Source organism: Streptomyces sp. NPDC097129 (genome assembly GCF_055668065.1).
This window is the reverse complement of the sequence record NZ_JBVOQE010000009.1, coordinates 160,333-173,056: the sequence shown is the minus strand read 5'-3', so window position 1 is coordinate 173,056 and position 12,724 is coordinate 160,333. Positions and strand designations below refer to the sequence as shown.

The following is a 12,724-nucleotide window of genomic DNA, read 5'->3' as shown; positions in this document are numbered from 1 at the left end:
TCACCGCTCCCTGACCAGCGCCGCATAGGCGCCGCCGTGCGCCACCAGCTCCTCGTGCCGCCCGCGCTCCACGATCTGGCCGTGCTGGAGCACGACGATCTCGTCGCTGTCGCGCACGGTGCTCAGCCGGTGCGCGATCACCACGCAGGCGCAGCCGCGGCGGCGCAGGTTGTCCATCACGATCTGCTCGGTCTCCGCGTCCAGGGCGCTGGTGACCTCGTCCAGGACGAGGATGCTCGGGCGGCGCACCAGGGCCCGCGCGATCTCCAGCCGCTGGCGCTGCCCGCCGGAGAAGTTGCGGCCGTCCTGCTCGACCCGGCTGTGGATGCCGCCGGGCCGGCGCATCACCACGTCGTACAGCGCCGCGTCGCGCAGCGCCTCCAGCACGGCGTCGTCGGGGATCGACGGGTCCCACAGCGCCACGTTGTCCCGGACCGTGCCCTCGAAGAGGAACACGTCCTGGTCGACGAAGGACACCGAGGCGGCGAGCGCGCCGCGCGGGATGTCGTCCAGACGCTGCCCGTCGATGCGGATGACGCCCTCCCACGGCGTGTACAGGCCCGCGATCAGTCGGGACACCGTCGACTTGCCGCTGCCCGAGCCGCCCACCAGGGCCACCTGCCGGCCGGGGCCCACGGTCAGGTCGAAGCCGGTCAGCAGCGGTTTGTCGAGCGGGCTGTAGCCGAAGGTGATGTTCTGCAGCTCGACATGGCCGTGCAGCCGGCGCGTGGAGTCCGCGCCGCTCTTGCGGTCGTAGAGCGGGTCGGCCCGGAAGTTCTCCACGTCCTTCAGCCGGGCCACGTCGGCGGCGAAGTCCTGGATGCGCCCCGCGACGCCGTTCAGCCGGGTCAGGGGAGCGGTGAACCGGGTCACCAGCGCCTGGAAGGCGACCAGCAGACCGACCGAGATGTGCCCCTCGATGGCCCGCATGCCGCCGATCCACAGGATCAGCGCGCTGTTCAGCGTGGCGAGCGTCGGCGCGACCACGCCCAGCCAGGCGCTCGGCACGCCGAGCCGCTGCTGCTCCTCCAGCGTGGTGGCGTGCTGCCCGGCCCACTTGCGGAAGTAGCCGTCCTCGCCGCCGGTCGCCTTCATCGTCTCGATCAGCTGCAGACCGGTGTAGGCGGTGTTCGTCAGCCGCGCGCTGTCCGCGCGCAGCTTCGCCGTGCGCGTCGCACGCAGCCGGATGACGACCCGCATGGCGACCACGTTCAGCAGGGCCACGCCGATGCCGACGAACGTCAGCTGCGGGTCGTAGGTGTACAGCAGGAGCGCGTACAGGACGACGACCACCGCGTCCACGCCCGCCGCCGCCAGGTCGCGGGCGAGGGTCTCGGCGACCTGGTCGTTGGACTGCAGCCGTTGCACCAGGTCGGCCGGGCTGCGCTGGGCGAAGAAGGTCACCGGCAGCCGCAGCAGATGGCGCAGGAAGCGGGCGCTGGAGAGCGTGGAGGAGATGATCCGGCCGTGGTGCAGGTTCGCCTGTTGCAGCCAGGTCAGTGCGATCGTGAGCACGACGCACGCCGCCATCGACGCGAACAGCACCCCCAGCAGCGAGGTCTGCCCGCCGATCAGGAACATGTCGATATAGGTGCGGCTGAGCGCGGGCAGCGCCGCGCCCACCAGCACCAGCAGCAGGCTCGCCAGCACCGCGGCCGGCAGGGTGCCCGCGGTGCCCTTCAGCCGGGCGGGCATCGCCCCCCACACGCCGGGCTTGCGGCCGCCCGTGCTGAAGTTCTCGCCGGGCTCCATCACCAGCACCACGCCGGTGAAGCTGCCGTCGAAGTCCTCCAGGGTGACGAACCGGCGGCCCTTGGCGGGGTCGTTGACGAACACCCCGCGGCGGCCGAAGCGGCGGCCCATGCCGTCGTAGACGACGTAGTGGTTGAACTCCCAGAACAGGATCGCGGGCGCCTTGACCCCGGCGAGCGCCGCCAGGTCCATCTGCATGCCCTTGGCCGTCAGACCGTAACTGCGGGCCGCCTTCAGCAGGTTGGAGGCGCGCGAGCCGTCGCGGGAGACGCCGCAGGCGATGCGCAGCTCCTCCAGCGGGACGTGCCGGCCGTGGTGGCCGAGCACCATCGCCAGGGAGGCGGCGCCGCACTCCACGGCCTCCATCTGGAGCACGGTCGGGGTGCGCACGGTCTTCGCGCGCGGCTTCGGCACGGAGCGCTTGGGCGGGGCGGCGCGGCGCCGGCCCCGCGTCCCGGGTGCGGCGGCGGTCACGGCAGCAGCCAATCGACGGGACGCTGATCGGCCAGCCGGATCGAACCCGTGGCCAGCGTCATGGAGGTCAGGGCGTACGGCGGCCCGTCCGCGGACGACCAGCGGTAGCCGCTCCTCGTGCGCGACGAGGTGTCCAGTTCCACCGTGACCGCCACCGGCCGGCCCTTCTTCGTGAACTGCTCGCCGAGCTGGCTGTCGCCGAGGAACGCGCCGATGGCCTGTGCCGACTGGGCGGTGCGCTCGACGGACTTCACATGGCCGCGCAGCACGCCGTACTGCTGCGCCGGCACCGTCTGCACGGTCAGGTCCACGGCGGCGTGCTCGGGAATCGTGGAGGCGTTCTCGGCCGGCACGTACACGGTCGCGTAGAGCGGGTCACCGGCGTGCGCGACCTTCTCCACGGCAGCGACGTTCGCGCCGGTGGAGATGATCTGCCCGATGGTGGCGGCGAGCGCCGTGATACGGCCCGCGGCGACCGTGCGGACCACGCTCTCGCCGTCGGCGGTACGGACCTTCAGCACGGGGGCGTTCGCGGGCAGCCGCGCGCCCTCCTCGGCGAGGACCGCCGTCACCTGTCCCGCGACGGGGCTCTGCAGGACGTAACTGCCCTCCCCGTGGGTGAGGACGGCGGGCGCGCTGACCGTGGAGGCGACCGAACCGGTCACCGCCCACACCGAGGCGGCCACGATCGCGACCACCGTCACCGACAGCACGAGCCAGCCCTGCGGGCGGGCGAGACGCACCGGAAGATCGAGCTCCTCCGGCGACTGGAGCTTGGCGAGGGCCTGTTGGCGGAACTGCACGGTCACCTACATCGACAACTGCACCGATGGCACACCCGTGGGTCCCGGAGCCGGGGGGCGGCTTCCGGGACCCGGGGGGCACAAAGGGTGCGATCAGAGACCGGCGACCAGGTTGGTGACCGGGGCGACGTTCAGGCCGGTGACACCCTCGACGGTGCCGACGGCCGTGTCCACCAGGCCGGCGACCGGGGCAACGCCGTTGACGGCACCGGTGACGGTGTTCAGGGCGTTGAGGGACAGACCGCCGGAGACGTTGTCGAGCTCGGCGTCGGAGATCTCGACGGTCTCGACCTGGGGGGTGGAGTTCATGATGGAACTTCCCTTCGTATGGGTATTTCACAAGGGGGGTACAGGGGGCCACGGAGGGTTCCCTGCGGTGCGTTGGATAAAAGCACGCGGCGACCGCGCGCTTCCAATCAACCATCGCCCTCACCTGGGCACTTGTGCCGCTCACCGAGTCAAAGGTGCAGGCGTGCGCACGCCGCGTCGGCGACTTCTTCACACCGCGCTCCGCTTCGTCGCACGTCCCCGCTTGCCGCCCGCCGGTCGAATCGGACACATGGCGCAAACGCCAGCCGGGCGTCGCGCGGTTGTGCAGATACACGGCGCCCGGTGACCTGGTTGAGCATTCGATGTGCAGATTCCCTGAAGCAGGAGTTCCGTTACGTGTCCGCAACTGAGCGTCGCCGGACCGATACCGATCGTGTCAGCCGAGCAGGGCGTACACCGTGGTCGCGTGCGCCGCCACCTCGCCCGATGCCGTGTCGACGAGGGCGATGTCCGCGAACGCCATCCGGCGGCCCAGCTTGGTCAGCACCGCCGTGATCAGGACATCCGCCCCGGTCACGGCACGCTGGAAGGACGTCGACTGCTGCACGGTCGTCATCGGGACGTAGCCGTCGCGCGCCGCCGACACGGCGAGCACCGTCGCGGTGTCGGCTGCCGCCATCAGCGCCTGCCCCGACAGCGCCCCGCCCTCCCGGGCCAGCCGGTGCGACCAGGGCAGCCGCAGCACCGCCCGGCCGGGCTCGATCTCCTGTACGGACAGCCCCAGATCCAGCACCCAGGGCGCGAAGTTGCCGGCCAGGATCTTGTCCGCTTCCGCTGTGGTCATCGTCATGCGGGGATTGTTCCCGTGTGGAGCCCGCCACGCGCGCGTCCCGGCCGAATCACCGCCCACGGCACGCGGGTTGACGCACCGTGTTGAACGCCGCGCCCGCCTCCTGCGTACCAACGGCCATCCAGGCGCCGCTGACAGGGCTGCCGCACGGCAGCGAGGACACCCCCCACAACCCTCAGGAGGGCGAGAAGGTTGAGTCACAAGCGAATTCCGAAGCGCAAGGCAGCGATGGCGGCGGGCGGCGTGGTGGCGCTCGGCGCCGCGGCGATCCTGCTGCCCCAGGCCAACGCCTCGCAGGACGGCGCCTCGGACACGCCGGCTCCACGCACCCTCAAGGCGGCCGACGCCCAGGGGCTGGCCGCGCAGCTCGGCAGCCGGCTGGGCGACTCGTTCGCCGGCTCCTACTACGACGCGGGCAAGCGCCAACTCGTCGTGAACGTCGTCCCCGGCGGCGACGACGACGTCGTCGCGAAGGCCAAGAAGGCGGGTGCGGCCGTGCGCGAGGTCGCCCACAGCCTCGCGCAGCTGAAGTCGGGCGCCCGCACGCTGCGGGCCGGGGCCTCCATACCCGGCACCGCCTGGGCGATCGACCCGCGCACGAACCAGCTCCTGGTCACCGCCGACCGCACCGTCACCGGCGCGCGGTGGGACCGGCTCCAGTCGACCGTACGCGGCCTCGGCCCCGGCATGGCCACCGTGCGGAAGTCCACCGGGACCTTCAAGACCTTCGTCTCCGGCGGCGACGCCATCTTCGGCGGCGGGGCGCGCTGCTCCCTCGGCTTCAACGTCACCGCGTCCGACGGCTCGCCCGCCTTCCTGACGGCCGGTCACTGCGGCGTCGCCGCCAAGCAGTGGTCCGACTCCCAGAACGGTCAGCCGATCGCCACGGTCGAGCAGGCCGTCTTCCCCGGCAACGGCGACTTCTCCCTCGTGAAGTACGACGACCCGAACACGCAGGCGCCCAGCGAGGTGAACGCCGGCGGCGGGCAGACCGTGCCGATCAGCCAGGCCGCGGACGCGACCGTCGGGCAGCAGGTCTTCCGGATGGGCAGTACGTCGGGACTGCACGACGGCCAGGTCCTCGGTCTGGACGCCACCGTCAACTACCCCGAGGGCACGGTCACCGGGCTCATCCAGACGAACGTGTGCGCCGAGCCCGGTGACAGCGGGGGCTCGCTGTTCACCCAGGACGGCCTCGCGGTCGGTCTGACCTCCGGCGGCAGCGGCGACTGCACCTCCGGAGGGGAGACGTTCTTCCAGCCGGTCACCACGGCGCTGCAGGCGACGGGGGCGACGCTGGGTGCGGGTGCGGGTGCGGGTGCGGGTGCGGGCGCGGGCGCGGGTTCCGGTGCCGGAACTGGCGGCGCGGGTCAGGGCGCGGGCGGTCGGCAGACGGGCGGTGACCCGTCCGGCAGCGCCACGGGCGACGGCTCCGGTGACGGCTCGGCCGCCGGGGACGGCTCCGCCACCGGCGACGGCTCCGCCGCCCAGGACGGCGCCTCCGCGGCGGACGGCTCCGCGCTCACCGGGACGAACTGACCCGGCCCCGGCCCCGGACCCCCCTGACCGGCCCCACCCGCGGTTCCCGGCCGGCAGGGGAACGGGCGGCCCGGCCCTCCGGCGGGAGGGCCGGGCCGCTCGGGGCGCACGCCCTCACCGCGCCCGGAGCAGCAGCAGCGCCACGTCGTCGATCCGCTCCTCGCCGGCGCTGTACCGCGTGACGAGAGCGTCGGCGAGTTCGTCCAGCGGTACGTCCCCGCAGCCGGCGAGCCGCTCGCACAACTCGGCCAGCGCGTCCCCGATGTCGATGCCCGGCGACTCGATCAGCCCGTCGGTGTACAGCAGGAGGAGCGCGCCCGGCGGCAGTTCGAACTCGGTCGTCGCGTACACGGCCGACGCGTCGATGCCCAGCAGCGGACCGCCCGCCCGGTCGAGCACCTTCACCCGTCCGTCCGGCCGGCGCAGCAGCGGCGGCGGATGCCCGGCCCGCGCCATCACCGCCCGCCCGCGCCCCGGGTCCAGCCGCAGGTACAGACAGGAAGCGAACAGGTCGGAGCCGAGGTCGATCAGCAGCCGGTTGGTGGCGCTCATGACCTCTCCCGGGCTGTGCCCGACGGTCGTGTACGCGCGCACGGCGGTGCGGATCTGCCCCATCAGCCCGGCCGCGGTCACGTTGTGCCCCTGCACGTCGCCGATGACCGCCGCCGCCAGCGGTGGCGAGGGCACCAGGTCGTAGAAGTCGCCGCCGATGTCCATGCCGCGGGTCGCCGGCAGATAGCGCGCGGCGGCGTCGATGCCGGGCAGCGACGGCAGCGAGTGCGGCAGCAGCGCCTCCTGCAGCCCGTGCGCCAGCTGGTGCTTGACGTCGTACAGCAGGGCCCGCTCCAGGGCCTGCGCGATCAGTCCGCCGAGGCTCGTCAGCACCGCGCGTTCGTCGGCCGGGAAGGGGTGCGGCTCGGCGTAGGCGAGGACGCAGGTGCCGACCGGGCGCCCGGAGGCGATGAGCGGCAGATACGCCCAGGCCGCGAAGCCGTCCGGGGTGGTGTGGCGGGCGGGGTACAGGCGCTCCAGCTCCCGCTGCGAGGCGAAGAAGCCGGGCACCCCGCTGTTCAGGGCCTGCACGCCCGGCGTCGGCTCGGTGAGCGGGGTCCCGTCGAACCGCTCGACGATGTGCGCGTCCGGGTAGCCGCGGTGTCCCAGCACGTGCAGCCGGCCCGCCCGTGAGCCGAGCAGCACCACGGCCCGGCTGCCGATGGCCGGGGCCAGCTCGTCCGCGACCAGCTCCACCACGTCCTGCACCCCCACCGCCTCGGTGAGCGCGCCGGCCAGGCTCAGCACCTGCGAGATGGTCACCAGCCGGGACGGGGCGTCCCCGGGCTGCGGACCGGCCCGGTACAGCTCCGAGACGGCCCGGGCCCGGGAGATGCGCACGCTCAGCCCGGTCGTGCTCGGATACAGCCGGAACGACAGCCAGGTCCCGGGCGGGCGCATCGCCACGAACGACGTGACCTGCTGGCTGAGCAGCGCGGCCCGGTAGCGGTCCTCGTACATCGGATCACGCAGCCAGGGCAGCGCGGCCCACGGCTGGTTGCCGAGCAGCGCGCCGACGTCGGCGCCCAGCAGCTCGGCCGCCGCCGCGTTGACGAAACGGACCCGGCCGTTCAGGTCCAGCGAGCACAGCCCGTACGGCAGCCGCGCCACCATCCGGGCGGCCTCCGCCGAGCCGAGCGCGCCGGTCAGGCCCTCCGGGGGCGGCGTGGCGAGCAGGTCCGGCTCGGGCCGCGGCGGCCGGCCCTCGGCCGCGGCGCGCTCCAGCTGCCGCGCGAGACTGTCGCAGGCCGTCGCCAGCCGCCGCAGCTCGTCCTGCTGCGGCTCGGCCGGACGCCCGCCGGGCCAGGTGACGAACACCGCCCCGTACAGCGTGGAGTCCGTGGCCACCGGCAGCGCGGCCAGCCCGAAGGGGTAGGGGAGCACCACCGAGATCCGGGGGTAGCGGCGGGCCATCTCCTCCTCGCCGCCCACCCAGACCGGGCGCCGCTCGCGGGCCGCCTCCGCGACCGGGATCGGCGCGCCCAGCCCCACCCGCTCCCACGGGGCGGCGAACGCCCGGGGCATCCCGACCATCACCGCCATCTCCAGCACCGGCTCGTCGGGAAGCCGCAGGTACACCGCGCCGGAGTGGGCTCCGACGTCCTCCAGCATCGCCGTCAGGGCCAGCGACAGCAGCGGCCGGCCGTCCGTCTCCTCAGGGTCCGGTCCGCCGCCCGGCTCCTCCCGGGCCGGCGCAGCCTGCCCGGGCGGCTGCCCGTCGCTCACGCCGACCACCTCCTCGCCCGCCCGCGCGGGCCGCGGATCCCACGTTGCACGGATTCCCCGGGGGGCACGCCGGAACGCCCCGGCAGGTCCCAGGCATCAAATCTGCCCTGCCCGGCCGACCCGCGCACGGCGAGCGCCCGCGAGCGGCCTGACGGAGCCGACGGCGCGGGCCGTCGTCCGGCGCGGCGGCGCCGGTGCACAGCGCGAGCGGGTGCCGGGCGTCCCCGCCGACCGACCCGTCCCCTCGCCGACCGACCCGTCCCCGAGGTGAACCGACCCGACGCCGACCGACCCGTCGCCGACGTGAACCGACCCGACTACCCGCCCCGCGGGCGATCACGCCCCGGCAGTCGGAGCGCGCGGCGGTGCACGGGCGGCGCGTGTGCGCCCCCGCGCCCCGCGTTGGCCGGATCTCCGCCACCGGGGAACGTCACGACCGCCAACAATGGGGCACGCGTTCACCACCATGACTCCGGCGTGACGAGGAGAAGGGACAGCAGTGATCCGGGTACTTCTGGTCCATGACGCGTCTTTGGTGCGGTCCGTTCTCGCGGACTGGCTGCGTCGGGAGGACGACCTGCGCGTCTACGACACCTCATGGCGCGCCGCGCCGGGCCGGGTGCGGTCGGTACGGCCCGACGTGTGCGCCGCGGACCTGGAGTGCTCCGACGCACCTGGCGTCCCGCCGCTCGGGGACCTGTGCGGGCGTGGCCCGGTCGACGGGGCGGGACCACGGCTGCTGGTGCTGGCCGACGCGCACCGGCCGGGGATGCTGCGAAGAGCCAGGGAGGCGGGAGCGCTCGGCTACATCGGCAAGGAGGGCGCTCCCGAGCGCCTGGTCGAGGGCATCCGGCGCGTCGCCAAGGGGGAACGTTTCGTCGACGACTCCCTCGGCTTCGGCTTCCTGGAGGCCGCCGAGATGCCGCTGACCCGCCGCGAGCTGAGCGTGTTATCCCTGGCCGCCGGGGGCGCCTCCGTCGCGGAGATAGCCGGGAGCCTGCACCTGTCCCACGGCACGGTGCGCAACTACATGGCGGCCATCACCCGCAAGACCGGCGCCCGCAACCGCATCGACGCCATCCGCATCTCCCAGGGCCAGGGCTGGGTCTGAGGGAGTGGCGGCCCAGTGGCCGACCAGCTCGCGGTACAGCGGCGAGCCGGCCAGCAGCTCGCCGTGCGTGCCGTACGCCGTGCGCGGGCCGTCCAGCACCAGCACACGGTCGGCGCGCCGCGCGGAACTGATGCGGTGCGCGACGACGACCAGCGTCCCGCCCTTGCGCTGCGCGAAGGCCCGTTCCGCCCGTTCCTCCGCCTCCGCGTCCAGGTGGCAGGTCGCCTCGTCCAGCAGCACGAGCGGCGCGTACGACAGATGGGCCCGGGTCAGCGCGATCAGCTGCCGCTCGCCCGCCGACAGCGCCGCCGGGTCCACCGGCGCCCCCGGACCGCCGAGCCGCTCCAGCAGCGGGGTGAGCCCGACCGCGTCGGCCGCCGCCAGCAGCTCGGACTCGGGCACCGGACCCGGCCGCAGCAGGCCGAGGTTCTCGCCCAGGGTGCCGCTGTGGACGTACGCCTCCTGCGGGACGAGGACGCGCAGGGCGGCGGCCCGCGCCGAGGGCACCGACGCGCCGAACACGCGGATGCCGCCGCGCACCGGCTTCAGCAAACCCGCGACGAGCGCGGTGAGCGTGGACTTCCCGATGCCGCTGGGCCCGACGACGACCAGATGCGCGCCGGGCGCCAGCGTGAGGTCGAGGCCGTCGATCACGGGCGCGGCGCCGGGACCGTAGGCGAAGGTGACGCCGCTCAGGCGGAGAGCGGGGGCGCCGGGTGCCGGGGCCGGTGGGGGAACGGGAGCCGTCTGCGGGGCGGCAGCAGCGGTGCGGCCCGCGGGCGCGCGCACCTCGTCCGGCCCTTCAGCCGCTTCTGCACCGTCGGGTTCCGGACTTCCCCCGTCCGCCACCGGTACCGCCCCTTCCGCCTCTTCGGCACCGTCCGGTTCCGGACTTCCCCCGTCCGTCACCGGTACCGCCCCTTCCGCCTCTTCGGCACCGTCCGGTATCGGCCGTCCGCCGTCCGCCGCCGGTGCCAGCCGGCGCAGCACCACCGTCAGGCGGGCGCCGCTCGTGCCGAGGCCGTGGACGAGTGTGCGCAGCGCGGGCAGCAGGGACTGGGTGACGTAGGCGAGCCCGCCGACCAGGGCGCCCGGGGTGACACCGCGGGCCAGGAGCCAGGGCGCCGCGGCCGGCAGGAGCACGGCGGGCAGGTGGCCGCCGACGGCGAGGGCCGCCGTGCGCAGCACGGAGAAGCGGGCCAGGGAGCGCGCCGCCCGCAGTTCGGCGTCGATGCCGGCCCCGACGTCCGCCGCGATCCGCTCCTCCGCCCCGGCCGCCGTGATGTCCCGCAGCCCGGGGCAGACGGCGCCCAGGCGTGCCGCGAGCGCCTCGTCGGCGGCGAGGTAGGTCTCCTGCCGCCGGGCCAGCGGCCGCAGCGTCACCGCGAACAGCGCCACGCCCGCGGCCAGTGGCGGCCCCACGACGAGCAGCAGGGGCGGGGCGAGGGAGAGCAGCCCGGCGATCGCGCCGACGGACGTGAACACGAACGAGCGGGCCACCATCACCAGCCCGGCGAAGGTGTCCCGGGCGATCTCCACCTGCTGGGTCAGCCCGGACAGCGCCCCGTCGTCCGCCTCGCGCACCCCGCGCGCCACCACCCGGGTCACCAGCCGGTCCCGCAGCGGTTCCACCAGTGCGGCGACGGCGCCGTACACCCGCCCGGTGCCGAGCGCGCCGACCAGCACCCCCGCGCCGGCCACCGCCAGCCAGGCCAGCCCCGTCCCGGCCCGCCCGGCCAGGAACCCGTCGTCCAGGGCGCGGGCGAGGGCGTACCCGAGGAGGAAGGTCTGCCCGGTCTCCAGCACCGACCAGCCGGTCAGCCGCAGCAGCACCCGCCGACGCCGGTGCAGAAAACGCGCTCCCCGGGCGAAGAGCCCGGCCCCCGCGGCGGTACGTCCCACGCCGCTCACCGTTGCGCCTCTTCCGGGTCCGCGCCGGCGAACACCGCCCGGTAGCCGGGGTCCCGCCACAGCGTCTCGTGCCGTCCCACCGCCCGGACGCGTCCGCCGTCCAGCCACGCCACGGCGTCCGCGCGGGCGGCCGTGGCGGCGCGGTGGGCGACGAGCAGGCGGGTGCCGCGCGTGCCGGGGGCGGTCAGGGCCTCGGTGATGTGGTGCTCGGTGACGGTGTCGAGGCTGGACAGCGCGTCGTCCAGCACGAGCAGACGTCCGCCCCGGGCGAAGGCCCGCGCCAGGCCGAGGCGCTGCGACTCGCCGCCCGAGCGCGGGGCGTCGGCGCAGTTCGTGGCGTACCCGGCGGGCAGGCGGCGCACGAAGTCGTCGGCGTGCGCGGTGCGGGCCGCTTCCCGGACACGATCGGGTGAGGGGTGCGCCAGGCCGAGGGCGAGCGCGTCCTCCACCGTGCTGCCCAGCAGCACCGGGCGGTCGAAGGCGCAGGCCACCGCGGTGCGCAGCTCCTCGCGGGACAGTTCGCGCAGGGGCACCCCGTCCAGCAGGACCTCCCCGGCGTCCGGGTCGGCGAGCCGTGCGGCGAGCGCGGCCAGCAGCGACTTGCCCGTCCCGGAGCGGCCGACGACGGCGAGGGTGGTCCCGCCCGGCACGACCAGGTCGACCCCGTCGAGCACCGTGCGCTCGCCGCGCCGCGCGCTCACCGCGCGCAGCTCCAGGCGGCCGGCGCCGTCCTCGGGCAGCCGGCGCTCGCCGTGACGGGGCGCGGGGACGGCGTGCAGCTCGCCCAGCCGTCCGGCCGCCGCGCGGGCCCGCGCCACGGCGGTGAGCTGGCCGACGAGCGCGCCGACACCGGTGGCGAGGACCGCGTACCGGGACGCCGCGAGCAGCTCTCCGGCCGTGAGCCGGTGCCGGGCCAGCAGCAGGCCCGCGACCGCCACCACCGCGAGCTGCAGCAGGGGCGCGACCGCGACCGCCTGTGCGGCGGCCCGGCCCTGCACCTGCCACATGCGGTGGCCCGCGCGGGAGAGTTCGGGCAGCGGTGTGAGGATGCGGGCCGTCTCCCGCTCCTGGAGTCCGGCCGCGCGGATGGTGCGCCGGCCGGCGACGGCCTCGGCCAGCGTCGCCGCCATGCGGCCCTGCACCCGCTGGTAGTCGGCGACACAGGCGGAGGTGTCGCGGGCCAGGGCGCGCAGCAGCAGGTGGAGCGGGGGCGCCCCGGCGAGCAGGACGACCGCCAGCCACGGGTCGATCACCGCCAGCGCGACGACACCCCCGACCGGCACCGCGATCGCGGCCGGCAGCGCGGCGCGCGCGGCGGGTGCCGTTCCGGCCGCCGTGGCGTTGCCGACCAGCCGGGCGACCAGCTCACCCGCCGGGAAGCGGTCCTGGGCCCGGGGGCCGAGGGCGAGCACATGCTCGGTCGTGCGGCGGCGCAGCCAGGCGGTGGTGCGGGCGTCGACGGTGCCGTGGAGGACGGTCTCGGCCGCGTCGAGCACGGCCGTCAGCAGCACGAGTCCCGCACACAGGAGCACCCAGCGTGTCGCGGGCTCGCGCGCCAGCAGCAGGTCCAGGGCCCGGCCCAGCGCCGCGGGCAGCAGCAGTCCGGCGGCGGCCGACGCGACGGAGGCCACGGACAGCGCCGTGCGGCGGGCCGCGCTGTGCCGGGCGGCGTCGCGCAACAGTGCCCCGCTCTCGCGGGTCACCGCGTCGCCTCGCTGGTGTGGACGTGGCATGCCG

At 75.1% G+C, this 12,724-nt stretch carries 8 protein-coding genes and 1 pseudogene; 2 read left to right on the top strand and 7 right to left on the bottom strand.

The features are described from left to right. The 4 genes from AC0B9F_RS25450 to AC0B9F_RS25435 form a co-directional block, all read right to left on the bottom strand. Positions 1 to 2,226, bottom strand: a complete 2,226-nt coding sequence (locus AC0B9F_RS25450) for an NHLP family bacteriocin export ABC transporter peptidase/permease/ATPase subunit (RefSeq protein ID WP_472006398.1) — start codon at positions 2,224 to 2,226, stop codon at positions 1 to 3. Then, entirely contained in the window at positions 2,223 to 3,029 is an 807-nt protein-coding gene (locus AC0B9F_RS25445) for a hypothetical protein (protein ID WP_472006397.1), read from the bottom strand. Before AC0B9F_RS25445 ends, AC0B9F_RS25450 begins: the two co-directional genes overlap by 4 nt. A gap of 93 nt (positions 3,030 to 3,122) precedes the next feature. Continuing rightward, positions 3,123 to 3,338, bottom strand: coding sequence for a type A2 lantipeptide (locus tag AC0B9F_RS25440; protein WP_391686103.1), 216 nt, complete (start codon positions 3,336 to 3,338; stop codon positions 3,123 to 3,125). A 397-nt stretch (positions 3,339 to 3,735) separates the two neighbouring features. Continuing rightward, positions 3,736 to 4,149 carry a PaaI family thioesterase gene (locus AC0B9F_RS25435; protein ID WP_472006396.1) on the bottom strand — a complete coding sequence of 138 codons (414 nt, stop codon included), beginning with the start codon at positions 4,147 to 4,149 and terminating at the stop codon, positions 3,736 to 3,738. Between the two features lie 192 nt (positions 4,150 to 4,341). Here AC0B9F_RS25435 and AC0B9F_RS25430 point away from each other — a divergent pair, with 192 nt between their 5' ends. Further along, positions 4,342 to 5,688 carry a S1 family peptidase gene (locus tag AC0B9F_RS25430; protein WP_472006395.1) on the top strand — a complete coding sequence of 449 codons (1,347 nt, stop codon included), beginning with the start codon at positions 4,342 to 4,344 and terminating at the stop codon, positions 5,686 to 5,688. A 114-nt stretch (positions 5,689 to 5,802) separates the two neighbouring features. Here AC0B9F_RS25430 and AC0B9F_RS25425 read toward each other — a convergent pair whose 3' ends face one another. Then, on the bottom strand, positions 5,803 to 7,974 hold the full coding sequence (locus AC0B9F_RS25425) for a PP2C family protein-serine/threonine phosphatase (protein ID WP_472006393.1): 2,172 nt from the start codon (positions 7,972 to 7,974) through the stop codon (positions 5,803 to 5,805). Between the two features lie 760 nt (positions 7,975 to 8,734). Between AC0B9F_RS25425 and AC0B9F_RS25420 the strand changes: the two are divergent. Beyond that, positions 8,735 to 8,992, top strand: a pseudogene (locus tag AC0B9F_RS25420) (LuxR C-terminal-related transcriptional regulator); the annotation flags it as partial. Here the strand turns inward: AC0B9F_RS25420 and AC0B9F_RS25415 are convergent. Both AC0B9F_RS25415 and AC0B9F_RS25410 read right to left on the bottom strand, forming a co-directional pair. After that, entirely contained in the window at positions 8,915 to 10,978 is a 2,064-nt protein-coding gene (locus AC0B9F_RS25415) for an ATP-binding cassette domain-containing protein (RefSeq protein WP_472006392.1), read from the bottom strand. The pseudogene AC0B9F_RS25420 and the gene AC0B9F_RS25415 sit on opposite strands and share 78 nt — an antisense overlap. Positions 10,979 to 10,983: 5 nt before the next feature. Continuing rightward, on the bottom strand, positions 10,984 to 12,720 hold the full coding sequence (locus AC0B9F_RS25410) for an ATP-binding cassette domain-containing protein (protein WP_472006390.1): 1,737 nt from the start codon (positions 12,718 to 12,720) through the stop codon (positions 10,984 to 10,986). Between the last annotated feature and the right edge of the window lie 4 nt (positions 12,721 to 12,724).